This is a genomic window from Streptomyces sp. NPDC051136, assembly GCF_044455745.1.
GTDB lineage: Bacteria > Actinomycetota > Actinomycetes > Streptomycetales > Streptomycetaceae > Streptomyces.
The window spans coordinates 42,373-69,103 of record NZ_JBITFE010000015.1 but is presented as its reverse complement, the minus strand read 5'-3'; the positions used below and the strand labels follow the sequence as shown (position 1 = coordinate 69,103).

The window sequence follows — 26,731 nt, the reverse complement described above, 5'->3', positions numbered from 1 at the left end:
CCGTGGCGTGCGACGACGGCCGGGCGGGCGGATGTGGGGAGACCCGGCGGCGGGCAAGGGCCTTCGTCACCGCCGCCGGGCCCGTTCGGGTGGGGTCAGCAGGCGCCGAGGTCCTGCCAGACACCCCATTCACCGGTGGTCCCGGGCTTCTCGCCCTGCGTCCACCACTTGGACTTCCACGTGTGCCCCTGGTGGGACACGGTGCTGCCACCGCCGTACGAGGCGGCCGCGTCCCAGGCCGGGGCGGCGCACTGCCCGGTGCCGCCCGTCGGACTGGGACTCGGCTCCGGCGACCCGGTGCCCGTGGGCGTCGGGGTCGGCGTCTGCGTCCCCGGTGTCACCACGGTCGTGCCCCGGGCGAGGTCGCCGGCCAGGGCGTACGGCTTGCCGCCGATCGTCACCGTCCAGTTCGACGGGGTCGACACCGGCAGGTAGTAGTTGAATGCCAGGTCGACGGTCGCGCCCGGTGCCAGCGACTGCCAGGCCGGAAGCTTCAGCGACACCCGGTGGAAGTCGCCCTTCAGACCGCCCACGTTGCCGCCCGTGTGGCCGCTGCTGATCACCTTGGTGCCGAAACCGGACTGGTCGGAGGCGTTCCCCGGGGCCGAGGTCCCGTAGTCGAACTGGAACTCCGTGCCGCCCGGCAGCGCGGTCCCGGTGTTGTTCTTGATCCGCAGCTTGGGCGTGATCGGGTAGTTGGAGTCGCCCAGCTTGAAGTCCGTGAACTCCACGCCCACGTCCACGGCCTCCGCCGGCAGGTCCGCGCCGGACTTGCGCGCACCGTACGGCGCGGCCGACCTGAACGTGTCGTACATCAGCGAGGTGAGGGTGTCGCCCGCCTCGTACTGGCCCTTGGCGGCGTTCCAGCCGTAGTCGCCGGCCAGTTCCCAGATCATCGCGCCGCCGATGCCGCGGTCCACCACGTAGTCGGCCTTGGCCCCGACCGACTGCTCGTCCTCCGTGGAGAGGAACACCTTCTTCTCGGCGTTCCACAGCCAGGGCGCGACCAGCGTCGCGTCGTACTTGCGGGCGTACGTGCCCGTCAGCTTCGTGTCCGCCGGGAAGCCGTAGTCGGTGACGTAGTCGCCGACGATGCCCTTCTCCAGGTTCTTGGCGTGCCACATCGGGTTGGAGCCCGCCGGGGACTCCTTGCCGCCGGTGTCGAGGTCGTGCCAGAGGTTGTCGATGCCGACGGCGCCGTCACCGCACTTGGCCAGGCCGGAGCCCGCCGGACAGGAGGAGGCGGACGCCTTGCCCCACAGCCCGTCGGTTCCGCCCTGGACGTTCTTGTGGCCGCGGGTGTAGTACGGCAGGCCGATGTTGATGCGGCCGGCCGGCATGGAGCCGCGGAAGTAGTGGTAGGCCCAGTCGGTGTTGAGGTAGCCGACGCCGCCGTACTGGGCGCTGCCGTAGACGCCCGCGGCGGCCAGCTCGGCGTCCTTGCCGTCGTCGAAGAGCGACGCGTTCGGGCCGACGTACTCGTTCCAGGCGCCGTGCAGGTCGTACGACATGATGTTGACGTAGTCCAGGTACTTCTGGACCTGGAAGGTCTCCATGCCGCGCAGCAGGTACCCGGAGGACGGCGCGGCCACGGAGAGGAGGTAGTGCCTGCCGTCGGCGGCGCCCGCGCGGTCGAGCTTCTCGCGCAGCGTCTTCATCAGCGCCGCGTAGCCCTTGACCAGTCCGGCCCGGCGGCCGTTCGCGAAGGACCAGTCGAGCGGGTTGCCCGCGTCCTTCATCGTGGTCGGATACTCGTAGTCGATGTCGACGCCGTTGAAGCCGTACTTGCGGACGAAGTCGACCGCCGAGTCCGCGAAGGTGTCGATGCCGGTCTGGTTGACCGAGCCGTCGGCCTTGGTGGCCATCGAGTAGAAGCCGCCCGAGTCCACGCGTGAGCCGTCGTCCGCGAAGTAGCCGCCCGTCTCGGCCCAGCCGCCCACCGAGATCATCGTCTTGACGTCCGGGTGCTGCTTCTTGAACTTGTTGAGCAGGTTGAAGTGACCCTTGTAGGGGAGGGACGGGTCCATCTCGGCGCCCGCGACGCCGGGCCAGGTCATGCCGGTCGCCGCGTTCCGCTCGCCGTCCGAGCCCACGGAGAGCCGGTTGCCGCCGTCGACGTGCGCGAAGGCGTAGTTGATGTGGGTGATCTTGTCCCACGGGATGTCCGAGGCGAGGTAGGCCGGCTTGCCGTCCTTGCCCGTGCGCCAGCCGGTGAAGTAGCCGATCACCCGGCGCGGATGATCGGCGCCCATCTTCTCCCGGCCCGCCGAGTCGTAGACCGAGCAGTAGGGGACGTCCGTGCCGGGGGTCCGGTAGAGCCCGTCGGGTCGACAGGACTCCTGGTCGGCGGCTTGCGACGCGGTGGCCGGGAGACCGGCGAGCAGCAGGCCGGCCACGGCGGCGACCGCCGCGAACAGGGCCGGACCCGCTCTGTGGCGGGATCTGGAGCGTGACGGGGAAGGCACAGTCGGTTCCTCTCCACGGAAGTTGCGCAGACCCTAGAGAGGACTAGACCAGTGAGTCAATAGGTATGGACCAATCTCAAGACGTCGGCGTGTCCGCTCGGTTGGGCCGCCGTGGCGCGCCCCGACCGCCGGGATCCGGACGTCCTGTGAGCCACCCCACACGCACTGTCCGTATGGGAGGGGATCAGTCGTGGCACACTGGCCCTGTACCAGAAGCAGCGCACTCCGGGGTCGGTGAAAGTCCGAACCGGCGGTTACAGTCCGCGACCCGGTCGCCTCCAGCGGCCGGTTGACCAGGTGAAATTCCTGGACCGACGGTTAAAGTCCGGATGGGAGGCAGTGCGCGGCGGGCGAGCACACGTGCGCGCCGCCGATCTCTGGGGCGCGTCCGTCACGGGCGGGCCCCGTCCGGCGTCGTCGCTCCCGGTGTTCCCGCTCGTCCCTTCTGTCGTTCGTCGACAGCCCCGGAGTCCGTGCCCGAAGAGGCAGGAGGACCCGGGAAGTGTTCACCGGAATCGTCGAAGAGCTGGGCGAGATCACCGCCGTCGAGACCCTCGACGACGCCTGTCGCTTCCGCCTGCGAGGCCCCGCGGTCACCGAAGGGGCCCGGCACGGGGACTCCATCGCCGTCAACGGCGTCTGCCTCACGGTCGTCGACCACGAGGGCGACGAGTTCACCGCCGACGTGATGGCCGAGACCCTGAACCGCTCCAGCCTCGGCGTCCTCGCCGTCGGCTCCCGCGTCAACCTGGAGCGCCCCACCGCCGTCGGCGCCCGGCTCGGCGGCCACATCGTGCAGGGACACGTCGACGGCACCGGTGAGATCCTGGAGCGCAAGCCCTCCGAGCACTGGGAGATCGTGAAGATCTCCCTGCCCGCCGGCCTCGCCCGCTACGTCGTGGAGAAGGGCTCCATCACCGTCGACGGCATCAGCCTCACCGTCGTCGACGCGGGCCCGGACTTCTTCACCGTCAGCCTCATTCCCACCACCCTCGCCCTGACCACGCTCGGCATCAAGCAGAGCGGCGACCCGGTCAACCTCGAGGTCGACATCATCGCCAAGTACGTCGAGCGGCTGCTCGGCACGCAGGGGGGCACCCGGTGAACTGGCTCAACTCCGAGGCGTTCACGCTCTTCGACCAGCACATCAAGTGGTCGGACATGATCGGCAACGTGATCGGCCTGCTCGGCCTCGCGCTCGGCTGGCGGCGCTCGATCTGGACCTGGCCCGTGCAGTTCGTCTCCGGGCTCGTCCTCTTCGCGGCCTTCGCCACCGCCCACCTCTCCGGCAGCGCCGGCAAGCAGATCGTCGTCATGGTCGTCGCCGCCTGGGGCTTCTGGCAGTGGAACCGCGGCCGGCGGCGGACACAGGACGGCTCCGTCGCCGTACGGTTCGCCACCTGGCGCGAACGCGGCGCGCTGGTCGCCGCCGCCGCCGTCGGCACCCTCACGGTCGGCGCCCTGTTCACCGCCTACCCCACCCTCTCCTGGGACCCCTGGCCGGACGCGTACATCTTCGTCGGCACCGTCGTCGCCATGTACGCCCAGGCCCGCGGCATGGTCGAGTTCTGGTTCGCCTGGCTGCTGGTCGACCTCGTCGGCGTCCCGCTGAACTTCGCCAACGGCTTCGCCTTCTCCGGCTTCGTCTACGTCCTCTACGGCGCGCTCGTCCTGTGGGGCCTGCGCGACTGGTGGCTGCGCTCGCGCAACGCGGCCCGCCCCCTCCCGGAAGGAGCGCCCGCATGAGCACGGCACCCATCCTCTACAGCCCCGACGGCCCCGAGGACCTGGTCCTCGACCCCGTCGAGCGCGCCGTCGCCGACATCGCGGCCGGCCGTCCGGTCGTGGTCGTCGACGACGAGAACCGCGAGAACGAGGGGGACCTCGTCATCGCCGCCGAGAAGGCGACCGAGGAGATCGTCGCCTTCATGATGAGCGAGTGCCGCGGACTGATCTGCGCCCCCATGGAGGGCGCGGAACTGGACCGGCTCCGGCTTCCGCAGATGGTCGACGACAACACCGAGTCGATGAAGACCGCCTTCACCGTCTCCGTGGACGCCACCGCCGCGCACGGCGTCAGCACCGGCATCTCCGCCTCCGACCGCGCCACCACCCTCCGGCTCCTCGCGGGCGGCACCGCCGAGCCCACCGACCTGGTCCGGCCCGGCCACATCTTCCCGCTGCGCGCCCGCCCCGGCGGCGTGCTCGTCCGCAACGGCCACACCGAGGCCGCCGTCGACCTCGCCCGCCTCGCCGGACTGCGTCCGGCCGGTGCCATCGTCGAGATCGCCGGCGAGGACGGGCGCATGCTGCGGCTGCCCGAGCTGATCCCGTTCGCCCGCAAGCACGGCCTGACGATCATCTCCATCGAGGACCTCATCGCCTACCGGCGCAGCGAGGAGCCCACCGTCCGCCGCGAGGCCGAGGTCCACCTGCCCACCCGGCACGGCGAGTTCACGGCGTACGGCTACCGCTCCACCGTCGACGGCGTCGAGCACATCGCCCTCGTGCACGGCGACCTCGGCGACGGACGGGACATCCTGGTCCGCGTCCACTCCGAGTGCCTCACCGGCGACGTCTTCGGCTCCCAGCGCTGCGACTGCGGCCCCCAGCTCGACGCCTCCCTGGACCGCATCCAGGCCGAGGGCCGGGGCGTGGTCGTCTACCTGCGCGGCCACGAGGGACGCGGCATCGGCCTGATGTCCAAGCTGCGCGCCTACGAACTCCAGGAGCGCGGCCGCGACACCCTCGACGCCAACCTGGAACTCGGCCTGCCCGCCGACGCCCGCGACTACGGCGCGGGTGCCCAGGTCCTCGCGGACCTCGGGGTGCGCTCCGTCCGCCTGATGACGAACAACCCGGACAAGAGCGAGGCCCTCGAACGGCACGGCATCGAGGTCACCGGCCGCGAGCCCATGCCCGTCCAGGCCGGCGAGCACAACCTCCGCTACCTGCGCACCAAGCGGGACCGGATGGGGCACGACCTGCCCTGGCTGGACACGACCCCCGTGTCCACCTGCGGCAACCAGTAAGCAGTAAGCAGTAAGCAAAGCGATACGAGGAGACACGTGAGCGGCAAGGGTGCACCGGAACTGTCCGTACGCAACGTCGGGGACCTCAGGGTCGCCGTGATCGCGTCACTGTGGCACGACAAGGTGATGGACGGACTGGTGGACGGCGCCCTGCGCGCCCTGCACGAGCTGGGGATCGACGAGCCGACCCTGCTCAGGGTCCCCGGCAGCTTCGAGCTCCCGGTGGTCGCCAAGGTCCTCGCGGGCCGCGGCTACGACGCGATCGTCGCCCTCGGCGTCGTCATCCGCGGCGGCACCCCCCACTTCGACTACGTGTGCCAGGGCGTGACCCAGGGCCTCGTCCAGGTCTCCGTCGAGACCGGCGTCCCCGTCGGCTTCGGCGTCCTCACCTGCGACACCGAGGAGCAGGCCCTGGACCGGGCCGGCATCGAGGGCTCCCGCGAGGACAAGGGGCACGAGGCGGTGACCGCGGCCGTCGCCACGGCGGCCACGCTCCGCTCAGTATCCGAACCGTGGCGCTAGGCCGTCCGGCACACGCGTAAGGTGGGGGCCATCATGTCCAAGAAGACGTTCGAGGAGCTGTTCACCGAGCTCCAGCACAAGGCAGCCCACGGCGACCCCGCCACCTCCCGCACCGCCGAGCTGGTCGACAAGGGCGTCCACGCCATCGGCAAGAAGGTCGTCGAGGAGGCCGCGGAGGTCTGGATGGCCGCCGAGCACGAGGGCAAGGACGCCGCCGCCGAGGAGATCTCCCAGCTGCTGTACCACGTCCAGGTCATGATGGTCGCCCGCGGCATCTCCCTGGACGACGTCTACGCCCACCTGTAAGTCACCGCACCCCCTTTCCCCACCTCTTACGCAAAGGAAGCCGACCTCATGCTGCGCATCGCCGTCCCCAACAAGGGTTCCCTGTCAGGCCCCGCGGGGGAGATGCTGCATGAGGCCGGCTACCAGCAGCGCCGCGAGTCCAAGGAACTGCGCATCGTCGACCCGGTCAACGAGGTCGAGTTCTTCTACCTCCGCCCCCGTGACATCGCGATCTACGTCTCCTCCGGCAAGCTCGACATCGGCATCACCGGTCGCGACCTGCTGGTCGACTCCGGCGCCCGCGCCGAGGAGATCCTCCCGCTCGGCTTCGCCCGCTCCACCTTCCGCTTCGCCGGCAAGCCCGGCACCGCGGACGGCATCGACGACCTCAAGGGCCGCACCGTCGCCACGTCCTACGAGGGCATCGTCGCCGCCCACCTGGCCGACCGGGGCGTGGACGCCTCCGTCGTCCACCTGGACGGCGCCGTCGAGACCGCCATCGAGCTGGGCGTCGCCGAGGTCATCGCGGACGTCGTCGAGACCGGCACCTCCCTGCGCAACGCGGGCCTGGAGGTCTTCGGCGAGCCCATCATGCAGTCCGAGGCCATCGTGATCCGCCGCTCGGACGCGGAGCCCGACGAGACCACCGAGCCGAAGGTCCAGCAGTTCCTGCGTCGCCTCCAGGGCGTCCTGGTGGCCCGCACCTACGTGATGATGGACTACGACTGCCGGGTGGAGCAGCTGGAGAAGGCCGTCGCGCTCACCCCCGGCCTGGAGTCCCCGACCGTGTCCCCGCTGCACAACGAGGGCTGGGTCGCCGTCCGCGCGATGGTCCCCGCCAAGGAGGCGCAGCGGATCATGGACGACCTGTACGAGATCGGCGCCCGGGCCATCCTGACCACGGCCATCCACGCCTGCCGGCTCTGACGCCCGCCGGACCGGAGCACGACCGGAGCCCCACCATGCCCGACACCACGCCGGACGACCTGCCGGCCCTGCCCGTCACCTTCCGTCCGGGCCGCACCCGTGCCGTCCTGACCGTCCTCGCGGCCGTCACCCTCGTGACCGTCACGGCGCTCGGGATGCTGCTGCGCGGCCTCGGACCCGGGGAGCGGCTCAGCTTCGTGCTGACCGCCCTCGTCCTGGCCGGCGTCCTGCTCCTGCTGGCCCGGCCCCGCGTCGTCGCCGACGAGTCGGGCGTCACGGTGGTCAACCTGACCGCCAGGCGTCACCTCGACTGGCCGGAGATCCTCCGGGTCAACCTCCGCCAGGGCGACCCCTGGGTCTTCCTCGACCTCAGCGACGGCACCAGCCTGCCCGCGCTCGGCATCCAGCCGGGCATCGCCAAGCAGCGCGCCCTCGCCGACGCACGTGCCCTGCGCGACCTCGTGGAGGCCCGTTCCGGTGCCCGCCCCGAGGCCCCGCGTGACTGACGCGGCAGCGCCGACCCTGCCGCGGGCACCCTTTTCCTGATTAATCTGGAACGAGGACGCGGCCGTCGCGTCCTCGCCCCGTCGCTCCGCCCGGTGCGCGGGGTTCCTGCTACCCGAGGAGTGACTCCCTCCGGCGATGGACGGATCGTCCTGCAGTACCTGCGTCGCCCCCTGCTGTGACATCCCACAGGCGGCGGCATCATGACCACCCCCCTGCTGCTCCTGGCAGCCGCGCTCCTGCTGATCCTCGCCAACGGCTTCTTCGTCGCGGCCGAGTTCGGCCTGGTGACCGTCGAGAGGCCCGACGCCGAACAGGCCGCCGCGACCGGTGACCGGCGCGCCCAGCGGGTCGTCGAGTCCCTCAAGGAGCTGTCCTTCCAGCTCTCCGGCACCCAGCTCGGGATCACCATCACCTCCCTCGTCGTCGGCATGCTCGCCGAACCGGCGCTCGCCCAACTGCTCGACGGCCCGTTCACGGCGGCCGGCGTCCCCGAAGGCGCCGTCTCCGGTGTCTCGGTCGTCGTCGGCATGCTGCTGGCCTCCGCGGTGCAGATGGTCATCGGCGAGCTGGTGCCCAAGAACTGGGCGGTGTCCAAGCCGCTCCAGGTCGCGCGCTTCGTCGCAGGCCCGCAGCACGCCTTCGCCCGCCTCTTCCACCCGGTGATCGCCGCGCTCAACACGGTGGCCAACCGGCTGGTCCGCACGCTGGGCGTCGAACCCGCCGAGGAACTGGCCTCCGCCCGCACCCCGGGCGAACTGGTCTCCCTGGCCCGGCACTCCGCCCGGGCCGGCGCCCTGGAGCAGAACACCGCCGACCTCTTCGTCCGGACCCTGTCGCTCGGCGACCTGACCGCCCAGCACGTCATGACCCCCCGCGTGAAGGTCAGCGCGCTGCACTCCTCGGCCACCGCCGAGGACGTCGTCAACCTGACCCGCGCCACCGGCCTGTCCCGCTTCCCCGTCTACCGCGAGAAGATCGACGAGATCGTCGGCATGGTCCACCTCAAGGACGCCCTCGCGGTCCCGGTGCACGACCGGCTGCGCACCCCCGCCGGCCGGATCGCCCGCCCCGCGCTGCTCGTCCCCGAAACCCTGCCCGTACGGCCGCTGCTCACCCGCCTGCGCAGCGAGCAGCCCATCGCGGTCGTGGTCGACGAGTACGGCGGTACGGCCGGCGTCGTCACCCTGGAGGACATCGTCGAGGAGCTCGTCGGCGAGGTCCGCGACGAGCACGACGGACTGGACGCACCCGAACTCGCCCCCGCGCCGCCCGACGAAGGCCGGCCCGCCTGGGACGTCGACGGCAGCTGCCGCGTCGACGCCCTGCGCCGCATCGGTCTTGAGGCGCCCGAGGGCCCGTACGAGACCGTGGCCGGCCTCGTCGCCGACCTGCTCGGCCGCATCCCGGCCGTCGGCGACCGCGCGGAGCTGCCCGGCTGGCGGCTCTCGGTCCGTCAGGTCGGCCACTACCGCGCCGAACGCATACGACTGGTGCGCACCGCGCCGGTCTCCGTCCTGGAGGCGGCCCGATGAGTGTGCTGCAACTCCTCTTCGCCGCCCTGCTCGTGCTCGCCAACGGCTTCTTCGTCGGCGCCGAGTTCGCCCTCGTCTCCGTGCGCCGCAGCCAGATCGAACCGCTCGGCACCGCTCGCGCCCGACAGGTGCTGTACGGCCTGGAACGGCTGCCGCAGATGATGGCCGCCGCCCAGTTCGGCATCACCGTCTGCTCGCTGACCCTCGGCGCGGTCGCCGAACCGACCGTCGCCCACCTGCTGGAGCCGGTCTTCGAGTGGATCCACCTGCCGCACGGCATGATCCATCCGCTCGGCTACGTCATCGCACTGGCCGCCGTGGTCTTCTGCCATCTGGTCATCGGCGAGATGGTCCCGAAGAACCTCGCGATGGCCGCGCCCGAGAAGGCCGCGCTGTGGCTCAGTCCGGGACTGGTCGCCTTCGCCCGCCTGTGCCGGCCGATCACCGTCGCGCTCGGCGCCTGCGCCCAGGGCGTCCTGCGGCTCTTCCGGGTCGAGCCCAAGGACGAGGTCGAGGCCGTCTTCACCAGCGAGCAGCTCAACCGCCTGGTGGAGGACGCCGGCCAGGCCGGACTGCTCGACCCGGAGGAGCAGGAACGCCTGGAGGACGCCCTGGAACTGGGCTCCCGCCCGGTGACCGACGTACTGCTCGGCCGGGAGTCCCTGGTCACGGTCAGCCCTTCGGTCACCCCAGGCGAGATCGTGGCGCTCACCGCCCGCACCGGGTACTCGCGCTTCCCGATCGCCGCGGAACAGGGCGCCTTCATGGGCTACCTGCACGTCAAGGACGTCCTCGACCTGGAGGAGTCCGACCGTGCCGTCCCGCAGCACCTGTGGCGCCCGATGACCACGCTCCGCCCGGAACTCCCGCTGGACGACGCCCTCACCGTCATGCGCCGGGCGGCCACCCACCTGGCCCAGGTCGCGGACGCGTCGGGCAGGGTGCTGGGTCTGGTCGCCCTGGAGGACGTACTGGAACTCCTGGTCGGCGAGGTGAACGACCCGGCCCACCGCGAGGTGACGTTGGCGACGTAGCAGCGAGCGGTGGTGCCCCCGCCGCCACTGCGGGCAGTCGTGTGCCGCTGGGATGGCACGGTGGGCGCTGGGGTGCCCCCCTCCGGGGCACCCCGCCACGCCGGGCTGCGTCCCGTCCTCCCTGGGCACCGAGGCTCGGCCCTACACGGCCGACGGTCCCCCCGGTCCCCGCCCCGACAGCACCTCCCCGTACGCCTGCATCAGATCCGGCAACCGCAACGTCGCCAGATCGTCCCTGCTCAGCGCCCCCGGATACACCGACAACCGCAGATCCCGGTACGCGCAGCTCTTCTCGTACAGCGTCCGCAGGAACCGCCCGTTCCCCAGCTCGTCGATCCACCCCTGGTCCACCACGTGCCCGGCGATCGACCGCAGCTCGTCCAGCGCCTCCTCGTCCCAGGCGTCCCCGTTCTCCGCCGCGAGCACCTCCCCGATCGAGGTCAGCTCCAACGGCCGGTACGAGGGGAAGTCCACCCGCGTCGTGAAGCGCGAGGACAGGCCGGGGTTCGCACCCAGCAGCCGGTCCATGCCCTCCGGATAACCGGCCAGGATCACCACCAGGTGGTCCCGGTTGTCCTCGGCCCGCTTCAGCAGCACCTGCAGCGCCTCGTCGCCGTACGCGTCACCCTTGCCGTACCCCGAGTTGGACAGCGAGTACGCCTCGTCGACGAAGAGGACACCGCCGAGCGCCGAGTCGATCAGCTCGTTCGCCTTCACGGCGGTCTGGCCCAGGTACTCGCCGACCAGGTCGGCCCGCTGGGCCTCCACCAGGTGGTCGCCGCCGAGCAGTCCGAGCGCGTAGAAGACGCGGCCCAGGATGCGGGCCACGGTGGTCTTGCCGGTGCCGGAGGGGCCGGAGAAGACGAAGTGACGTTTGGGCGGCTGCACGGGCAGCCCCTGGCCGGCCCGCAGCCGCGCCATGTTCAGCTGCGCGGACAGCGCCTTGACCTGCCGCTTCACCGGTTCGAGGCCCACCATCCGCTCCAGCTCGGAGAGCGCCTCCTCCAGCAGTTCGGGGTCGGTCGGCCCGGTGGGCAGGGACGGATCGGGGCCGCCCGCCTTCTCACGCACCGACGGTCCGCCGAGCGGAGGCAGCGGGGCCGACAGCGGGGGATCGGGCATCGAGAGCTTGACGCCGCGCTCCTCGACGCCGAACAGGGGGTCGAGTCCGTCCAGGGCGTCCACCCCCGCGCCGGTCTGCGCGAGCGCCGCCAGATCGGCCGGATCGTCGTAGTCGTCGCCCTCGGCGATCGCCGCCAGCCGGGCCGAGGTGTCCATGAAGGCCGGGTCGACGCGGTGCACCGCCCGGTACAGCGGGAGCGCGGCGGCGCTGCGTCCGGTGCCTTCGTGGGCCCGCGCCAGCCAGTAGCGCAGCTCCTTGCGCTGGGGCTGCTCGCTGCGGCACCGCATCAGGGCTGCCGAAAGCAAGGGTTCGGCCTGCCCGTACATCTCCAGGCGGACCCGGGCCATGCCGCTGAACAGGCCCGCCTCGATGCCCAGTAAGGGATCGCCGAGCAGGGGGTCGGTGTGCCGGACGAGCTGTTCCCAGTCCTTGACGAGGTAGGCGCGGCAGGCGTGCAGGAAGCGGACCTGGGCGTCGGAGTCCACCGGCGGCAGTCCGGCCAGGGCCCGGTCCAGCTCCGGGACGTGCCGGCCGTCCAGCCAGTGCGAGGCGTGCGCCAGCAGCAGGTCACGCGGGTTCTCCAGCACCGGCTGCACCCACCAGCCCAGCCAGTACCAGGAGTTGAGCGTGCGGCGATGACGCCCTCGCTGCTCGCCGAAGCGGTCGCGGTTGCGGAACATTCGCAGGAGCGCGTTCGTGGTGTCGACGCGCAGGGCGTGCAGTCCCAGCCAGCCGTCGGCCATCGTGGGATCGATCCGCACCGCCGTCCGGAACTCCTCCTCCGCCTGCGGGTAGGCCCCCATCGTGTAGGCGTCCACCCCGCGCAGCCAGGCGAGTTCGGCCGGGGCCTGTGGGCCCTGCGTGCCGAAGTCCATCACGTCCCCCACCTACCGTGCCCCCGTCGGTAAGCCGCCGAGCCGTCGCCCGTCGGCCGCCTCGGTCAACGGCTCCACCGCGGACCGGAGTTGCAGGTGCGCGCGGCAATCTCCCACAGGTCGCACCGAGGGCATCGTACCCGCGGCGGTCTTTCCTCCGAAGGGTGCGGGAGGGGTCGTTCCGCGAGGTGGGAGCGGGTGAGGCGACCGGTCGCATGGTGACCGAGGGTGAGCATCCGGCGTCGGGGAGGAGCCGGAAATCGGGCTCAGGGCAGAACGAAGCCCCCGGTCACGGGGGAACAACCGGGGGCTTCGCGTCTGTCGGCGGCCTCGAACTGCCGCACATCCAGAACGTAAGACCTGTACGGCCCCTGGGTCAAGCGAAGTTGGGGCACGTCGGCGGGTCGCCCGGATGTGATCTTCACGAGTTCAGCACATTGCGGAGGGGTCGTCACTCTGAGTGAGAAAGTGGGCTCCGGTGACCGTTCCCGCGGGTCCCGGCAGCACCTCGTACCCCCGTTCGCGCTGTCGCACCAGAAGATGCGCGAAGGGGCGCGAGGGGTCCTCGGCGAAGTGCCGGCGCTCGGCCGGGATCCACCCGTCCCAGAACGCCCGCTGCCGTGCCCCGTCGCGCGCCCGTCCGCGCGCCCACGCCTCTTCCCGCGGCAACTCCATCCACAGCAGCCCGGCCAGGTGCGGCCGCAGTGCCTCGCGGCCCGCGCCGACGCCTTCCACCAGGATCACGGGGGCGGGCGGCAGGGGGCGCGGCGCGCCGAAACGCCGGGTCTGCCAGTCGTAGGGGGTGTAGAGCGCGGTCTCGCCGCGACGCAGGGGATCGATCACCTGGTCGAGCAGTCGCCCGGTCCAGCCGAACAGCTCGTCGTGGCTGGCGATGTCGTCGAGGTGCAGCACCGGCGCCCCGTCCAGGCGGGCCGCGAGCCGCCCGGCGAACGTGGACTTCCCGGACCCGGCGTGGCCGTCGACGCCGATCAGGCGGACGGGTCCGCAGGAGGGGGGAAGCCGGCGGAGCCGGGTTGCTAGGTCGAGGATGGCGGATCCTGTGGGGCGGGAGGGGGACGGACGCGTTCCCCGCACTCTAACCGCCACCACCCGCGCGCCCTCCGGGACCGGCCCCGGCCTCGGCTCGCGCCCCGGCTCCTGCCTAGACCTCGGCCCGTGCTTCGGCTCCCGCCCTGGACTCGGCTCCCGCATCGGCCCGTGCGTCGGCTCGCGCCCTGGACTCGGCTCCTGCCCGGACCTCGGCCCCTGCCTCGGTTCCGCCGTCCGGGCCCGCTGCCCGCCCCACCACTGGTCGACACCAATATTGGTCGCGTGGCGTGCGTGGAAGTGCTGGCAGGAGCGGGCACCGGCGGCCATAGTTGGCGCACGACCGTGCAACGACGGACCCGCCCGACCCGGACACCTGGGGGTCTCCCGCTCATGAGCAGAGTCGAACAGCCGTCCCGCAGAGCCCTCCTCGCCGCAGCCGTCGCCGCGGCCGCCGTGGCGGGCGGCGCCGTCCCGGCCGCCGCCCGCGCCACGCCCACCGGGGGCACCGGCGACGGCACCGCGGACCCCGACCGGGCCGCCGCCCGGCGACCGGTCGACTACCACGCCTGGACCACGTTCCAGGACTGGCGGCACGGAACCGCGCGGGGGACCCGTCCCGTCGCGGGCGCCCGCCCCGGCGTGGCGATCGGCACCCCGGCGGGCACCGCCGACTACACCGACCCGCACACCGGCACCACCGCCGCCTGGGAGTACGCGACCTGGACCTCACCCGTCCACCGGCTCGCCGTACCCGCCACGGAGGTGATCGCCTCCTGGAACGCGCACACCCCGACCGGGACCTGGATCGAGGTCGAGCTGAAGGGCACCTACTCCGACGGCACGGACACGCCCTGGTACGTGATGGGCCGCTGGACGGCCGGCGACGGCGACCAGGACATCAGGCGCACCTCGGTCGACGACCAGAGCGACGGCCGGAGCAGCATCTGGACCGACACCTTCTCGATCGACGACACCTCCACCGGCCTGCGCCTGACTTCCTACCGGCTCCGGCTCACCCTGCGCCGCCGCCCCGGCACGCGCACCACGCCCACCGTCTGGCGGCTCGGCGCGATGGCCTCCGACATCCCCGACCGCTTCACCGTGCCGGCCTCCGTCCCGCGCCACGCCGGGGAACTGCGCGTCCCGCGCTACTCGCAGGAGATCCACAAGGGCCAGTACCCCGAGTACGACAACGGCGGCGAGGCCTGGTGCAGCCCCACCTCCTCGCAGATGATCGTCGAGTACTGGGGCGGGCGCCTCACCGCCGAGCAACTCGCCTGGGTCGATCCCTCCTACGCCGACCCGCAGGTCTGCCACGCCGCCCGGTACACGTACGACAACCAGTACGCGGGCTGCGGCAACTGGCCCTTCAACGCCGCCTACGCCGCCACCTTCGAGGGCATCCAGGGCGTGGTCACCCGCCTCGGCTCCCTCACCGACCTGGAGACGCTGATCGCGGCCGGTATCCCCGCCATAACGTCCCAGTCCTTCCTGGAGGAGGAGCTGACCGGGTCGGGTTACGGCACCTCGGGCCACCTGATGACCGTGATCGGCTTCACCGCCGACGGCGACGTGATCGCCAACGACCCGGCCTCGGACGACGACGAGGCCGTGCGCCGCGTCTACAAGCGGCGCGAGTGGGAGAACATCTGGCTCCGGACGAAGCGGTACAACGCCAGTGGCAAGGTCGTCTCCGGCACCGGCGGCGTCTGCTACCTGTACTTCCCCGCCCACCCCAGTGCCCGCCAGCGCAAGGCCCTCGCGGCGGTGGGGGTGCGCTGACCGGCCCCGCTGTGACCAAGCTCTCGGCCGCAAAAGCCGCTCACGGTGGCAAGGTGGACACCGTGAGCGGGGGGACTCCGCCCAGCCGACCCCGAGATCAGCGAGAAGCCATGACCGCACACACCGCAACCGCCGCCCGCGTCCGTACCGGCGGCCCCAAGGACGAGGGCCCGCAGATCCTCGAGCACGTCATGGGCTGGACCCTCGTCGTGGTGGTCGCGATGCTCGTGGTCCAGCTGGGCCTTCTGTGACGTGACCCGCGGGTCTTCTCCGCTGTGCTCCACGGGCCTTGTCCGGCGTGATCCGCGTGTGACCTGTCCCACGGTGCGACCTGCCATACTGCGGGTGTCCGGCCGCCCGTAGGAGACCAGGGTCGAATTTGAATATCAGTCAACAAGGTGCCGAGGTCCGACCCCGGGCGCGCGGCACCGAGCGCTCGCTGGCGCGCCGCGCCGAACTCATCGCCATCGGGCGGAGGTTGTTCGCCGACACGTCCTACGACGCGCTCTCGATGGACGACATCGCCCGCCAGGCGCATGTCGCCAAGGGGCTGATCTACTACTACTTCGAGTCCAAGCGGGGCTACTACCTGGCGATCATCCAGGACTCCGTCACCGGCCTGGTCACCACCGCGGCACGCGGCACCGAACTGCCGCAGGTGGACCGCGTCCAGCGCACCATCGACGGCTATCTGCGCTACGCCGAGCACAACCAGGCCGCCTACCGCACGATCGTCAGCGGCGGCGTCGGCTTCGACACCGAGGTGCACGCCATCCGCGACGGGGTGCGCGAGGCGATCGTCCACACCATCGCCGAAGGGGCCTACGGGCGCTCCGACGTCGGCCCGCTGGCCCGCATGGGCCTGCTCGCCTGGGTGTGCGGCGTCGAGGGCGCCACGCTGGACTGGATCGGCCGCCCCGAACTGCCCCGCGAGACCATGCGCGAGCTGCTGGTGAAGTCGCTCGGCGGCACGCTGCGCGCCATCGAGGAACTGGACCCCGCCTGCCCGGCCCCGGACCCCGCCCGCCGGGACGACGCCTGACGGGGCCGGCCGTGACGGAGGGGCGGAGACCGAGCCGGTCTCCGCCCCTCCGCCCCCGTGCGGGCCGGGTGGCTCAGTCGATCGCCTTGATCAGCTCACCGTTCGCGGTGTCGCCGCTCAGCTCCCAGAAGAAGGTGCCGCCCAGACCCTGCTCGTTCTTGTACGACATCTTCGTGGCGATGGTCTGCGGGGTGTCGTAACTCCACCAGTCGTCGCCGCACTTGGCGTACGCGGTCCCGCCCACCGTGCCGGTCGCCGGGCAGCTGCTCCTCAGCACCTTGTAGTCCTCGATGCCGTTCTCGTACGTGCCCTTCGCCGGGCCGGTCGCGGTCCCGCCCGGTTCCGACTGGGTGACGCCGGTCCAGCCGCGGCCGTAGAACCCGATGCCGAGCAGGAGCTTCGAGGACGGGATGCCGAGCCCCTTGAGCTTCGCGATCGTCGCCGAGGTGTGGAAGCCCTCCTTCGGGATGCCGGAGTACGAGGTCAGCGGCGAGTGCGGGGCGGTGGGGCCGGTGGCGTCCCAGGCGCCGAAGAAGTCGTACGTCATCGGGTTGTACCAGTCGACGTACTGGGCGGCGCCCGCGTAGTCCGCCGCGTCGATCTTGCCGCCGGACGTGGCGTCGGCCGTGATGGCCGCGGTGACCAGGTAATCCTGGCCGAACTTGGCGCGCAGGGCGCCCATCAGCTTCGGGAAGGCGTCCCGCCCGCTGGTGTCGCAGCTCAGGCCGCAGGCGTTCGGGTACTCCCAGTCGATGTCGATGCCGTCGAAGACGTCGGCCCACTTGGAGTTCTCGACCAGGTCGTAGCAGGACTGCGCGAACGCCTCCGGGTTCTGCGCGGCCTGCGCGAAGCCGCCGGACCAGGTCCAGCCGCCGAACGACCAGAGGATCTTCAGGTCCGGGTGCTTCTTCTTCAGCTCGAGCAGCTGGTTGAAGTTGCCGCGCAGCGGCTGGTCCCAGGTGTCGGCCGTGCCGTCCACGGAATCGGCAGCGGTGTAGGCCCGGTCGGTCGCCGCGTAGGCGTCACCCATGGCGCACTTGCCGCCGGTGACGTTGCCGAACGAGTAGTTGATGTGGGTGAGTTCGTTCGCCGAGCCCGACGACTCGATGTTCTTGACGTGGTAGTTGCGGTCGTAGACGCCCCATTCGGTGAAGTAGCCGACGACCTTGGAGCCGGCCGCGGCCTGCGCGGCGGGAGCCCCGGCCCGATCGGTGGAGGCCGCGGCGGTGGCCGTCGCGGGACCGGCGCCGGCCAGCAGGCCGGCGCCGAGGGCGGCGGTGCACAGGGCGGAGAGCAGCGCCCGGACGGGGCGGACGCGAGGGAGGTGCGGGACGTGCATCGGGTGTCTCCTCGTGGGGGGAAGAGGGAACGCGCGCCGATTGGCATGAACGCGGTAACGCGTTCGGGTCGTCACCGTAGGAGGACTAGACCAGTGTGGTCAATGGTTCGGACCATCTCGCTCCGTCCGGGGCCCGAATCGCGACTCCGCGGGGCCGGCGTCGGCCATTCTCCGAATTCTTGGAGTAAGCGGTCGTTAACTGGTGACTCCGTGCCTCCGATCGGGCATACTCACAGCGCACAGCCGCTGGTCAGCAGCTTCCGCGACCCGGGAGTGCGAGCATCGGCCAGGCCGAACGACCCGGCGGAGCCGCCTCCACCCAAGGCGCACGCCCGCCGATGTGCCCGACAGGGAGGAGAGCGTCGCCATGCCCGACCGCGCCCCGCAGCCGGTGGACCGGCAACTGCCCACGGACGAGGCACGGGACCTGATCTCGCTCGTCCGCGACATCGCGCAGCGTGAGATCGTCCCGAGCGCGGCCGAGGAGGAGGACGCCGGACGCTTCCCGCGCGAGGTCTTCACCCTCCTGTCCGACTCCGGCCTGCTCGGCCTGCCGTACGACGCCGAGTTCGGCGGCGGCGAGCAGCCGTACGAGGTCTACCTGCAGGTCCTGGAGGAGCTGGCCGCGGCCCGGCTCACCGTCGGACTCGGCGTCAGTGTCCACTCGCTCGCCTCCTACGCCCTGGCCGCCTACGGCACCAAGGAGCAGCAGGCGGAGCACCTGCCCGCGATGCTCGGCGGCGGTCTGCTGGGCGCCTACTGCCTCTCCGAACCCGCCTCCGGCTCCGACGCCGCCTCGCTGCGCACCAAGGCCGTGCGCGACGGCGACGACTGGGTCATCACCGGCACCAAGGCGTGGATCACGCACGGCGGCATCGCCGACTTCTGCACCGTCATGGCGCGCACGGGCCCGGACGGCGCCCGCGGCATCACCGCGTTCCTGGTGCCCGGTGACGCCGAGGGGCTGAGCGCCGCGGTGCCGGAGAAGAAGATGGGGCTCAAGGGCTCGCCCACCGCCCAGGTCCACCTCGACGGCGTGCGGGTGCCCGACGCCCGGCGGATCGGCGACGAGGGGCAGGGCTTCGCGATCGCCCTGTCCGCGCTCGACTCCGGCCGGCTCGGAATCGCCGCCTGCGCCATCGGCGTGGCGCAGGCGGCGCTGGACGAAGCGGTCTCCTACGCGGCCGAGCGGCGCCAGTTCGGCAAGCCGATCGCCGACTTCCAGGGGCTGCGCTTCATGCTCGCCGACATGGCGACGCAGATCGAGGCCGGCCGGGCGCTGTACCTGGCGGCCGCCCGGCTGCGCGACGCGGGCCTGCCGTTCGCCAAGCAGGCCGCCATGGCCAAGCTGCACTGCACCGACACGGCGATGCGGGTCACCACCGACGCCGTGCAGGTGCTCGGCGGGTACGGCTACACCGCCGACTTCCCGGCCGAGCGGTACATGCGCGAGGCCAAGGTGCTGCAGATCGTCGAGGGCACCAACCAGATTCAGCGGATGGTCATCGCACGTCACCTCGCGGGTCCCGAGGAGCGGTGACGTCCGCGGTGACCCGGAAATCGGCGGTGACCCGGAAGTCGCCGGTGGTGAACGCGTCACCCGTGGCGAAGAAGTCGCCCAGTCCGCGCGGGGGTTCCGCGAGCCTGACCCACTCCGGGTCGTGGCGCCCCGGCAGGGTGCGGCCGCCGTCGGCCCAGGTCCGCATCAGCTCACGGTAGATCGGCGGGTCCGGGATCTGCGGGGCCGGAGGAACCGGCCCCGCAGGCACCGGTACGAACACGCGGCGGCGACTCCCGGTCGCCGAGTACGTGGGGGTCATGCCCGGGCAACGCGGGGAAGCGCGGACAGGTCACCGGTGGGCGCAATCGAGCGTGCGTTCACAGGTGTCCCCGGGCAAGTGCCCGTTGCCGACCGCGGTCTGACGCCCCGTCGGAGTGCTCCCGGAGTCACCCGTACGGCCCCCGTCCTCCGTCGGCGGGGGCGGGCAGCGCACGCCGACCCGCGCCACGGCGGTCTGCGAGCCGTGGCGCCGGTGGGATCACGGGTGGGGTGGGCGAGCCCCGTAGCGGGCCGCCCGGGGGCCTCAGGCCGCTTCGCGCCGCATCGTCGGCACCCGCATCGGGCGCGAGCCCGGGCCGCCGACGTGGGAGAAGGGCTGGGTCCGCCAGTCCAGGCCCCGGGGGAGCGTCAACAGCAGCGCGGTGTCCTGCTCGTGGGGCCGGAACGACTCGTCCGCCGGACGCGCCTCGGTGGCCCTGCGGCCGGTGCCGGCGCAGACCGTGAGCCCGAACGGGTTCCACGGCGAAGCGCACAGCGCGTGCTCCGGCAGCTTCTCCTCGTCCGCGAGAAGCGCGATGGGCTGCGCGCAGTCCGGGCAGATGACCCGGTACATCTCGAAGGTGTCGTAGGCGTCGAACTCCTCGTCGTCGAAGGCGTCGGGTTCGACGCCCTCCGATACGGGCTCGACGACGGGCTGCTGCCGCTTGGACGCGGTACGACCAGGGCTCTTAAGACTCTGCATGGGATCTCCCCCTCGGGCTGGGCCGTGACGGCACTGCGGCCTCGACCACAGCAAGCACTTCCCGTCCCCCCTCCGGGGTAATCACGGGAACATTACGGAGAACGTTCAACCAGTGTGGTCTTCGTCACATGCCTGTCGCAGATGCCCCGTGCGGCGGATTTGTCCCCGCCCGGCCGCCGTCCGACCTCCCGTCACATCACGAACAGGGCATGACCCGTACTGCTCAGGTATCCGAGGAGATCAAGCGCACTGTAGGTTCTTGCGCCATGGAGGAGCTGGACCGACAGATCGTGCAGCTGCTCGTCAAGGACGGGCGGATGAGCTACACCGACCTGGGCAAGGCCACGGGCCTGTCCACGTCGGCCGTGCACCAGCGGGTGCGACGGCTGGAACAGCGCGGCGTCGTGCGCGGCTACGCCGCGGTCGTCGACCCCGAGGCCGTCGGGCTGCCGATGACCGCCTTCATCTCGGTGAAACCGTTCGATCCCAGCGCCCCCGACGACATCGCGGACCGCCTCGCCGGAGTCCCCGAGATCGAGGCCTGCCACAGCGTCGCGGGCGACGAGAACTACATCCTCAAGGTCCGGGTGGCCACCCCGCACGAGCTGGAGGAACTGCTCGCGCGGGTCCGTTCGCTCGCGGGTGTGTCGACCCGTACCACCGTGGTCCTCTCCACCCCCTACGAGTCCCGGCCGCCGCGGATCTGACCGGCGCCCGCCCGGCGACGGCCGGCGGAGCGCCGGATCCGGCATGCCGTGCGGCCGCCCCGGCTGCGGGGCGGACCCCGCGAGGGGCGAGACTGGTGTCCATGAGCGAGTCCACCACCCCGTCCACGACCGTCCTGCTGCGCCGCGGCGAGGTCCACAGTCCCGCCGACCCGTTCGCGACGGCCATGGTCGTCGAGCGCGGCCAGGTCGCCTGGGTCGGCTCCGAGGGCGCCGCGGACGCCTTCGCGGACGGGGTCGACGAGGTGGTCGACCTGGACGGCGCCCTCGTCACGCCGGCGTTCACCGACGCACACGTGCACACCACCGCCACGGGTCTCGCCCTCACCGGCCTCGACCTGTCCGGCGCCCCCGACCGCGCGGCGGCCCTCACCCTGGTGCGGGACTTCGCCGCCGCCCGGCCGGACGACCGGGTCCTCCTCGGCCACGGCTGGGACGCCGCCCGCTGGCCGGACGGGCAGCCTCCGACGCGCGCCGAGCTGGATGCCGCGACCGGCGGCCGACCCCTCTACCTCAGCCGGATCGACGTCCACTCGGCCGTCGTCACCACCGCCCTGCTCGACCTGGCACCCGGTGTCCCGGTCTGCGGCGACGGCCCGCTCACCGGCGACGCCCACCACGCGGTACGCGCCGCCGCCCTCGGAGCCGTCACCCCCGCGCAGCGGGCCGGGGCCCAGCGCGCCGCCCTCGCGCACGCCGCCTCCCTCGGCATCGGAACCGTTCACGAATGCGCAGGCCCGGAGATCTCCTCCGAGGACGACCTCACCGGCCTGCTGCGCCTGTCGGCCGGGGAGCCGGGGCCGAGGGTGATCGGCTACTGGGCCGAACAGGACGTCGACAAGGCGCGGGAGCTGGGCGCCGTCGGAGCCGCCGGTGACCTCTTCGTCGACGGCTCGCTCGGCTCGCACACCGCCTGCCTGCACCAGCCCTACGCCGACGCCGGCCACACCGGAACCGTGCACCTGGACGACGCCGCCGTCGCGGCCCACGTCGTCGCCTGCACCGAGGCGGGCCTCCAAGCGGGCTTCCATGCCATCGGCGACGCCGCCGTGACCGCCGTGGTGCAGGGGGTGCGCGCCGCCGCCGACAAGATCGGCCTCGCCCGCGTCCGCGCCGCCCGCCACCGGATCGAGCACGCCGAGATGCTCACCCCGGAGACCGTCGCCGCCTTCGCCGAGCTGGGGCTGACCGCTTCCGTCCAGCCCGCCTTCGACGCGCTCTGGGGCGGCGAGGACGGCATGTACGCCCGGCGTCTGGGCGCCGGGCGGGCCCGCACTCTCAACCCCTACGCCGCCCTGCTGCGCGCGGGCGTCCCGCTCGCCTTCGGCTCCGACAGCCCGGTCACGCCCCTCGACCCGTGGGGCACCGTCCGGGCCGCCGCGTTCCACCGCACGCCGGAGCACCGCGTCTCCGTGCGGGCCGCGTTCACGGCGCACACGCGCGGCGGCTGGCGGGCGATCGGCCGCGACGACGCGGGCGTCCTGGTACCGGGGGTGCCCGCGGACTACGCCGTGTGGCGTACCGGCGAGCTCGTGGTCCAGGCGCCGGACGACCGGGTGGCACGCTGGTCGACCGACCCGCGCTCCGGCACCCCCGGCCTGCCCGACCTCACCCCCGGCCGGGACCTGCCCGTCTGTCTGCGGACCGTGGTGGGCGGCCGGACCGTCTTCGTACGGCCGGGCGAGTGATCTCCGCCGCCGACGGGGCGATGATCTTCGCGCGGTCGCGACCTGCGGCTCCTCCGCGCTGACCTGCGCATTGAGGGCAAAGGCGCAGGTCGAACGACTGTTGACAGGCGACGGCTGGGGGCCGGTAGGTTCGGCCGGGTCCACCACCGGACGCCCGACCGGGGAACCTTCCGCATGCGCGTCGTGGCGCCGCTGAGTCAGGGACGGTGTGCCGCACCGGGGCACCGCCACTGGGAGCCAGGCTCAGCGCCCGCACCGCGGCGAGGGAACGTTCCGGCCGGTCGGGAGGTGTGACCCGGGTGGGGCCCGGGCGCTCAGTAGACAACGGCTCAGGTCGACCCGCAGCCGGCGGGTCCCGGGCCGGCCCGAAGGGCGCCGGGCCCCCATCCGTCGCACAACGGCCCGAAACGGCCATCCCTACCCCGCTCCTGGGAAAACGACACCACCGTACGGCCGTCCTGACACGTCGGCGCAGGCCGCGGCGATTATGGTGGTCCTCTGTGTACGGACACGAAGGGGCAGTGGTGAACGACGGCGACGGGACGCCCGCGGCTGCGGGGCGTGAGAGGCGGTTCGGCCCCCTGGGTACGGCCTTGGTGATCATCCCGACCTACAACGAGGCGGAGAACATCAAGGCGATCGTCACGCGCGTGCGCGAGGCAGTCCCCGAAGCACACGTGCTCGTGGCCGACGACAACAGCCCCGACGGCACCGGCAAGCTCGCCGACGAGCTGGCGGCGGCGGACGACCACGTCCAGGTCATGCACCGCAAGGGCAAGGAGGGACTGGGGGCCGCCTACCTCGCGGGCTTCCGCTGGGGCCTGGAGCACGACTACGGCGTGCTGATCGAGATGGACGCCGACGGCTCCCACCAGCCCGAGGAACTGCCCCGGCTGCTGACCGCCCTCAAGGGCGCCGACCTGGTGCTCGGCTCCCGCTGGGTGCCCGGCGGCCGGGTGGTGAACTGGCCGAAGTCCCGTGAGTTCATCTCGCGCGGCGGCAGCATGTACTCGCGCATCGCGCTCGACCTGCCGCTGCGCGACATCACCGGCGGCTACCGCGCCTTCCGCCGCGAGACCCTGGAGGGGCTCGGCCTCGACGAGGTCTCCTCGCAGGGCTACTGCTTCCAGGTCGACCTCGCCCGCCGGGCGATCAAGGCCGGCTACCACGTCGTCGAGGTGCCGATCACGTTCGTCGAGCGCGAGCTCGGTGACTCCAAGATGAGCCGCGACATCGTGGTGGAGGCCCTGTGGCGGGTCACCACGTGGGGCGTGGGGGAGAGGGTCGGCAAGGTCCTGGGCCGTGACCGGCGGTCCGCGACGGCGCCCGGCGGGCAGGACACGGCGGGCGACGACCCGGCGAAGCCGGCGCATCCGACCGATCCGACGAAGGTGTCCGGCGGCAACGCCTGATCGTCCCCCTTATGCCGCGCTGAGCCGGGGCCAGGCACACTGGAAGCATGACGACTGGCGCCCAGACCCCCAGGTCCCCCGCCCGGCCACCGCGCTCCCGGCTGCGCACCTTCCTGCCGCTCGGCGTCGCCGCGTGGCTGGTCCTGGAGATCTGGCTGCTGACCGTGGTCGCGGGGGCGTCCAGCGGTTTCGTGGTCTTCCTGCTCCTGGTCGCCGGCGTGGTCCTGGGCTCCGTGGTCATCAAGGCGGCGGGCCGCCGGGCCTTCCGCAACCTCACGGAGACGATCAACCAGCAGCAGTCGGGCATGCCCCCCGGGACCCCCCGCCCGAACAGCGAGGGCAACGGCCTGATGATGCTGGCCGGGCTGCTCCTGATCCTGCCCGGCCTGGTCTCGGACGCGCTCGGCCTGCTCCTGCTGCTGCCCCCGGTGCAGAAGGCCGTCAGCCGCTACGCCCAGCGGACGGTGGAGCGCAAGCTCCGCGACGCCGCCCCGGGCGGCCTGGGCGACGCCTTCCGTCAGGCCCGGATGCACCGCCCGGACGGCAAGGTCGTCCAGGGCGAGGTCGTGCGGGACGAGCCGGACGACGCCCCGCAGGAACCCCGTCCTCCGCTGACGCGCTGACCGCTGAGCGTCCTCGGCTGACGCGCTGACCGCTGAGCCCCGGCCGCGTCCGGTCCCGGCCGCGTCCGGTCCCGGCGAGGCCCGGCTCGGAGTGCGCCGGGGCGCAGGTCTCGCCGGGCGCGGGACACGACAAAACCGCGGGTGCCGTACATGAAGATCATGTACGGCACCCGCGGTTGTTCGGTTGTGTCGCCTACGGTTTCCCGCTATGCACTCTTGCGGCTGTCTCGCGGATGGACCGCGATGTTCATCGCGCCGGAGCGCAGAACGGCCAGCCGCTCCTCGAGGACCTCTTCGAGTTCCTCGCGGGTGCGGCGCTCCATCAGCATGTCCCAGTGCGTACGCGCGGGCTTGGCCTTCTTCTCCTCAGGGCCGTCGCCGTCGACCAGGAGTGCCTGGGCCCCGCAGACCTTGCACTCCCACTCCGGCGGGATCTCCGCCTCGACCGAGAAGGGCATCTCGAACCGGTGCCCCTTCTCACATGCGTACTCCACGGCCTGGCGCGGGGCCAAGTCGATGCCGCGGTCCGTCTCGTAGCTGGTCACCACGAGGCGCGTGCCGCGAAGAGCTCGCTCACTCATGAATCGTGCCTCCCGGGCTTGTCGCCCACAGGACAGGTGTCGCTGTCGTCGTCATCCGGTCAACGTCCGGGCGGCGGTAAAGATTCCCGTCCCGACTCCCGATCCGGGCCCTGCGTCGCCGTCGCAGCCGCAGCCTTGCAACCAGTGCAGTACCCGCCGACGTCCGGTTTGTCACCTCTGCTGGCAGATGTGACATAGCGATTCGGCACCTTTGACGCGCAGTAACGGTACGCCTGGCAGGCCAAACGCGTACACTACAGCCCTTTCGCGCCGAGCGCTAAATCCTTTCGGGTATCGGATTGCCCGCGTCGCCGATCGCCCGGCGCACCGGGACCCGCGCGAGCAGTGCGAACCCGATGACGAAGAAGGCCACCAGCGAGATGATCGCGTCGCGGTAGCTCCCGGTCAGCTGGTACGTGAGCCCGAAGAGCAGCGGCCCGAGCCAGCTCATCCCGCGGTCGCTCAGCTCGTACGCCGAGAAGTACTCGGCCTCCTTGCCCGGCGGGACCAGGTGGGAGAACAGGGAGCGGGACAGCGCCTGGCTGCCGCCCAGGACGAGCCCGATCCCGGCGGCCAGCACGAAGAACCAGGCCGGCGCACCGGCCGGCAGGAAGTACCCGGCCCCGAGGGTCACCGTCCAGGCGACCAGCGACCCGAGGATCGTGCGCTTGGCCCCGTACCTCCGGGCCAGCCGGCCCAGCGCCAGGGCGCCCACCACCGCCAGTACCTGGACCAGCAGCACCGCCACGATCAGCGTGGACTGCCCGAGATCCAGCTCTTCGGAGCCGTAGACGGAAGCCTGTGAGATCACCGTCTGGATGCCGTCGTTGTAGACCAGGTACGCCAGCAGGAAGGCCAGCGTCAACGGGCGCCGGCGCATGTCGCGCACGGTCGCCGCGAGCTGCCGGAACCCGGGCAGCGCCGCCTCCCGGGCCACCGCGCGGCGGTCCCGCAGCCGCCGCAGCGGGACGAGCGCGAACGCCCCCCACCACAGCCCCGCCGACGCCAGGCAGATGCGGACCGCCGCGCTCTCGCTCAGCCCGAAGGAGTCGTGGCCGGTGTAGAGGACCAGGTTGACGATCAGGACCAGGGCCCCCGCGGCGTAGCCGAAGGCCCAGCCGCGGGAGGAGACCGCGTCGCGTTCCTCGGGCGGGGCGATCTGGGGCAGGTAGGAGTTGTAGAGCATCATCGCGACCGACTGCGCCGCGTTGGCGACGACCAGGAGCACGCCGCCCAGCAGGTAGCGGTCGCCGTCGAGGAAGAACATCGCGGTCGTGGCCGCGGCGCCGGTGTACGCGGCGGCGGCCAGCAGCGGCTTCTTGCGCCCCGAGCGGTCCGCCGCGGCGCCCACCAGGGGCATCACGAGCACCGCCACGATCACCGAAAGGGACACCGAGTACGCGAAGAAGGACCCGGCGCGCACCGGTATGCCCAGCGGGTGGACGTAGCCGTCCGCGTCCGCCGCCGACTCGGCCACCGAGGTCAGGTAGGGCCCCAGGAACACGGTGAGCACGCTCGTCGAGTAGACCGAGCACGCCCAGTCGTAGAAGTACCAGCCGCGCTGCTCGCGCCGCCGTTCGGCCACCGGGTCGGCCCCGTCGGCCGCGCCCGTCCGCAGGGTGTCGGTGCCCACCCGTGCCCTCGCTTCCCCGTGAACGCGCACCG

Annotated in this window: 25 protein-coding genes and 1 riboswitch; of the genes, 17 read left to right on the top strand and 8 right to left on the bottom strand. The window is 72.0% G+C overall.

The window, feature by feature from the left end; all coding sequences use genetic code 11:
• Positions 1-95 precede the first annotated feature (95 nt).
• Positions 96-2,465, bottom strand: coding sequence for a chitinase C-terminal domain-containing protein (locus ACIBCJ_RS33560; protein WP_365980534.1), 2,370 nt, complete (start codon positions 2,463-2,465; stop codon positions 96-98).
• Between the two features lie 216 nt (positions 2,466-2,681).
• Positions 2,682-2,812, top strand: a riboswitch (FMN riboswitch).
• A 155-nt stretch (positions 2,813-2,967) separates the two neighbouring features.
• On the opposite strand from ACIBCJ_RS33560, the gene ACIBCJ_RS33555 reads away from it, so the two are divergent.
• The 9 genes from ACIBCJ_RS33555 to ACIBCJ_RS33515 all read left to right on the top strand — a co-directional run bounded on the left by ACIBCJ_RS33555 (position 2,968) and on the right by ACIBCJ_RS33515 (position 10,304).
• Positions 2,968-3,570, top strand: coding sequence for a riboflavin synthase (locus tag ACIBCJ_RS33555; protein ID WP_362096915.1), 603 nt, complete (start codon positions 2,968-2,970; stop codon positions 3,568-3,570).
• On the top strand, positions 3,567-4,211 hold the full coding sequence (locus ACIBCJ_RS33550; protein WP_365980533.1) for a nicotinamide mononucleotide transporter family protein: 645 nt from the start codon (positions 3,567-3,569) through the stop codon (positions 4,209-4,211). Before ACIBCJ_RS33555 ends, ACIBCJ_RS33550 begins: the two co-directional genes overlap by 4 nt.
• Positions 4,208-5,497: a bifunctional 3,4-dihydroxy-2-butanone-4-phosphate synthase/GTP cyclohydrolase II gene (locus ACIBCJ_RS33545; RefSeq protein ID WP_362096910.1), complete on the top strand. Its 1,290-nt coding sequence runs from the start codon at positions 4,208-4,210 to the stop codon at positions 5,495-5,497. Before ACIBCJ_RS33550 ends, ACIBCJ_RS33545 begins: the two co-directional genes overlap by 4 nt.
• Before the next feature lie 36 nt (positions 5,498-5,533).
• Positions 5,534-6,019 (top strand): 6,7-dimethyl-8-ribityllumazine synthase, encoded by a 486-nt coding sequence (ribH, locus tag ACIBCJ_RS33540; protein WP_133888166.1) that lies wholly within the window; start codon positions 5,534-5,536, stop codon positions 6,017-6,019.
• 33 nt (positions 6,020-6,052) lie between these two features.
• Positions 6,053-6,325: a phosphoribosyl-ATP diphosphatase gene (locus tag ACIBCJ_RS33535; protein WP_030380826.1), complete on the top strand. Its 273-nt coding sequence runs from the start codon at positions 6,053-6,055 to the stop codon at positions 6,323-6,325.
• A gap of 48 nt (positions 6,326-6,373) precedes the next feature.
• Positions 6,374-7,231 carry an ATP phosphoribosyltransferase gene (gene hisG, locus ACIBCJ_RS33530; protein WP_362096906.1) on the top strand — a complete coding sequence of 286 codons (858 nt, stop codon included), beginning with the start codon at positions 6,374-6,376 and terminating at the stop codon, positions 7,229-7,231.
• 35 nt (positions 7,232-7,266) lie between these two features.
• Positions 7,267-7,737, top strand: coding sequence for a PH domain-containing protein (locus ACIBCJ_RS33525; protein WP_365980532.1), 471 nt, complete (start codon positions 7,267-7,269; stop codon positions 7,735-7,737).
• Positions 7,738-7,938: 201 nt separating this feature from the next.
• The gene (locus ACIBCJ_RS33520) at positions 7,939-9,270 is read left to right on the top strand and encodes a hemolysin family protein (protein ID WP_362096899.1); all 1,332 of its coding nucleotides are present in this window, start codon (positions 7,939-7,941) and stop codon (positions 9,268-9,270) included.
• Positions 9,267-10,304, top strand: coding sequence for a hemolysin family protein (locus ACIBCJ_RS33515; protein ID WP_362096896.1), 1,038 nt, complete (start codon positions 9,267-9,269; stop codon positions 10,302-10,304). The genes ACIBCJ_RS33520 and ACIBCJ_RS33515 overlap by 4 nt, the downstream gene beginning before the upstream one ends.
• 141 nt (positions 10,305-10,445) lie before the next feature.
• On the opposite strand, the gene ACIBCJ_RS33510 is transcribed toward ACIBCJ_RS33515, so the two are convergent.
• Positions 10,446-12,302, bottom strand: coding sequence for an AAA family ATPase (locus ACIBCJ_RS33510; RefSeq protein ID WP_365980531.1), 1,857 nt, complete (start codon positions 12,300-12,302; stop codon positions 10,446-10,448).
• A gap of 429 nt (positions 12,303-12,731) precedes the next feature.
• Positions 12,732-13,397: a hypothetical protein gene (locus ACIBCJ_RS33505; RefSeq protein WP_365980530.1), complete on the bottom strand. Its 666-nt coding sequence runs from the start codon at positions 13,395-13,397 to the stop codon at positions 12,732-12,734.
• Positions 13,398-13,742: 345 nt separating this feature from the next.
• Between ACIBCJ_RS33505 and ACIBCJ_RS33500 the strand changes: the two genes are divergently transcribed.
• The 3 genes from ACIBCJ_RS33500 to ACIBCJ_RS33490 all read left to right on the top strand — a co-directional run bounded on the left by ACIBCJ_RS33500 (position 13,743) and on the right by ACIBCJ_RS33490 (position 16,176).
• Complete coding sequence (locus ACIBCJ_RS33500) at positions 13,743-15,134, top strand: peptidase C39 family protein (RefSeq protein ID WP_365980529.1); 1,392 nt, start codon at positions 13,743-13,745, stop codon at positions 15,132-15,134.
• A 110-nt stretch (positions 15,135-15,244) separates the two neighbouring features.
• Positions 15,245-15,385: an SCO1431 family membrane protein gene (locus ACIBCJ_RS33495; RefSeq protein ID WP_133888172.1), complete on the top strand. Its 141-nt coding sequence runs from the start codon at positions 15,245-15,247 to the stop codon at positions 15,383-15,385.
• A 128-nt stretch (positions 15,386-15,513) separates the two neighbouring features.
• The gene (locus tag ACIBCJ_RS33490; RefSeq protein WP_362096884.1) at positions 15,514-16,176 is read left to right on the top strand and encodes a TetR/AcrR family transcriptional regulator; all 663 of its coding nucleotides are present in this window, start codon (positions 15,514-15,516) and stop codon (positions 16,174-16,176) included.
• Positions 16,177-16,249: 73 nt separating this feature from the next.
• Here ACIBCJ_RS33490 and ACIBCJ_RS33485 read toward each other — a convergent pair whose 3' ends face one another.
• Positions 16,250-17,515, bottom strand: a complete 1,266-nt coding sequence (locus ACIBCJ_RS33485) for a glycoside hydrolase family 18 protein (RefSeq protein WP_362508637.1) — start codon at positions 17,513-17,515, stop codon at positions 16,250-16,252.
• Between the two features lie 367 nt (positions 17,516-17,882).
• Here ACIBCJ_RS33485 and ACIBCJ_RS33480 point away from each other — a divergent pair, with 367 nt between their 5' ends.
• Positions 17,883-19,055 (top strand): acyl-CoA dehydrogenase, encoded by a 1,173-nt coding sequence (locus ACIBCJ_RS33480; RefSeq protein WP_362508640.1) that lies wholly within the window; start codon positions 17,883-17,885, stop codon positions 19,053-19,055.
• Here ACIBCJ_RS33480 and ACIBCJ_RS33475 read toward each other — a convergent pair.
• Positions 19,018-19,221, bottom strand: coding sequence for a hypothetical protein (locus ACIBCJ_RS33475; RefSeq protein WP_362096875.1), 204 nt, complete (start codon positions 19,219-19,221; stop codon positions 19,018-19,020). The two genes, ACIBCJ_RS33480 and ACIBCJ_RS33475, sit on opposite strands and share 38 nt — an antisense overlap.
• A gap of 378 nt (positions 19,222-19,599) precedes the next feature.
• Positions 19,600-20,037, bottom strand: coding sequence for a hypothetical protein (locus ACIBCJ_RS33470; protein ID WP_362096872.1), 438 nt, complete (start codon positions 20,035-20,037; stop codon positions 19,600-19,602).
• 266 nt (positions 20,038-20,303) lie between these two features.
• Between ACIBCJ_RS33470 and ACIBCJ_RS33465 the strand changes: the two genes are divergently transcribed.
• From ACIBCJ_RS33465 to fxsA, 4 genes are all read left to right on the top strand, one after another.
• Positions 20,304-20,744: an Lrp/AsnC family transcriptional regulator gene (locus ACIBCJ_RS33465; RefSeq protein WP_104633953.1), complete on the top strand. Its 441-nt coding sequence runs from the start codon at positions 20,304-20,306 to the stop codon at positions 20,742-20,744.
• 101 nt (positions 20,745-20,845) lie between these two features.
• Entirely contained in the window at positions 20,846-22,450 is a 1,605-nt protein-coding gene (locus ACIBCJ_RS33460) for an amidohydrolase (protein WP_365980528.1), read from the top strand.
• A gap of 524 nt (positions 22,451-22,974) precedes the next feature.
• Positions 22,975-23,862, top strand: coding sequence for a polyprenol monophosphomannose synthase (locus tag ACIBCJ_RS33455; RefSeq protein ID WP_365980527.1), 888 nt, complete (start codon positions 22,975-22,977; stop codon positions 23,860-23,862).
• Positions 23,863-23,909: 47 nt separating this feature from the next.
• Positions 23,910-24,485 (top strand): FxsA family membrane protein, encoded by a 576-nt coding sequence (gene fxsA / locus ACIBCJ_RS33450; RefSeq protein ID WP_362096862.1) that lies wholly within the window; start codon positions 23,910-23,912, stop codon positions 24,483-24,485.
• A 206-nt stretch (positions 24,486-24,691) separates the two neighbouring features.
• Here the strand turns inward: fxsA and ACIBCJ_RS33445 are convergent, their stop codons facing one another.
• Positions 24,692-25,066 (bottom strand): RNA polymerase-binding protein RbpA, encoded by a 375-nt coding sequence (locus ACIBCJ_RS33445; RefSeq protein WP_003977404.1) that lies wholly within the window; start codon positions 25,064-25,066, stop codon positions 24,692-24,694.
• A 277-nt stretch (positions 25,067-25,343) separates the two neighbouring features.
• Positions 25,344-26,699: an MFS transporter gene (locus ACIBCJ_RS33440; RefSeq protein ID WP_362096859.1), complete on the bottom strand. Its 1,356-nt coding sequence runs from the start codon at positions 26,697-26,699 to the stop codon at positions 25,344-25,346.
• Positions 26,700-26,731: the final 32 nt, after the last annotated feature.

Bases quoted from the DNA above. Each gene is read 5' to 3' on its own strand.
- ACIBCJ_RS33545 (WP_362096910.1), top strand. From the start codon at position 4,208: ATGAGCACGGCACCCATCCTCTACAGCCCCGACGGCCCCGAGGACCTG.
- ACIBCJ_RS33535 (WP_030380826.1), top strand. From the start codon at position 6,053: ATGTCCAAGAAGACGTTCGAGGAGCTGTTCACCGAGCTCCAGCACAAG.
- hisG (WP_362096906.1), top strand. From the start codon at position 6,374: ATGCTGCGCATCGCCGTCCCCAACAAGGGTTCCCTGTCAGGCCCCGCG.
- ACIBCJ_RS33525 (WP_365980532.1), top strand. From the start codon at position 7,267: ATGCCCGACACCACGCCGGACGACCTGCCGGCCCTGCCCGTCACCTTC.
- ACIBCJ_RS33520 (WP_362096899.1), top strand. From the start codon at position 7,939: ATGACCACCCCCCTGCTGCTCCTGGCAGCCGCGCTCCTGCTGATCCTC.
- ACIBCJ_RS33515 (WP_362096896.1), top strand. From the start codon at position 9,267: ATGAGTGTGCTGCAACTCCTCTTCGCCGCCCTGCTCGTGCTCGCCAAC.
- ACIBCJ_RS33510 (WP_365980531.1), bottom strand. From the start codon at position 12,302: ATGGACTTCGGCACGCAGGGCCCACAGGCCCCGGCCGAACTCGCCTGG.
- ACIBCJ_RS33500 (WP_365980529.1), top strand. From the start codon at position 13,743: ATGAGCAGAGTCGAACAGCCGTCCCGCAGAGCCCTCCTCGCCGCAGCC.
- ACIBCJ_RS33495 (WP_133888172.1), top strand. From the start codon at position 15,245: ATGACCGCACACACCGCAACCGCCGCCCGCGTCCGTACCGGCGGCCCC.
- ACIBCJ_RS33485 (WP_362508637.1), bottom strand. From the start codon at position 17,515: ATGCACGTCCCGCACCTCCCTCGCGTCCGCCCCGTCCGGGCGCTGCTC.
- ACIBCJ_RS33480 (WP_362508640.1), top strand. From the start codon at position 17,883: ATGCCCGACCGCGCCCCGCAGCCGGTGGACCGGCAACTGCCCACGGAC.
- ACIBCJ_RS33475 (WP_362096875.1), bottom strand. From the start codon at position 19,221: ATGCGGACCTGGGCCGACGGCGGCCGCACCCTGCCGGGGCGCCACGAC.
- ACIBCJ_RS33470 (WP_362096872.1), bottom strand. From the start codon at position 20,037: ATGCAGAGTCTTAAGAGCCCTGGTCGTACCGCGTCCAAGCGGCAGCAG.
- ACIBCJ_RS33465 (WP_104633953.1), top strand. From the start codon at position 20,304: ATGGAGGAGCTGGACCGACAGATCGTGCAGCTGCTCGTCAAGGACGGG.
- ACIBCJ_RS33460 (WP_365980528.1), top strand. From the start codon at position 20,846: ATGAGCGAGTCCACCACCCCGTCCACGACCGTCCTGCTGCGCCGCGGC.
- fxsA (WP_362096862.1), top strand. From the start codon at position 23,910: ATGACGACTGGCGCCCAGACCCCCAGGTCCCCCGCCCGGCCACCGCGC.
- ACIBCJ_RS33445 (WP_003977404.1), bottom strand. From the start codon at position 25,066: ATGAGTGAGCGAGCTCTTCGCGGCACGCGCCTCGTGGTGACCAGCTAC.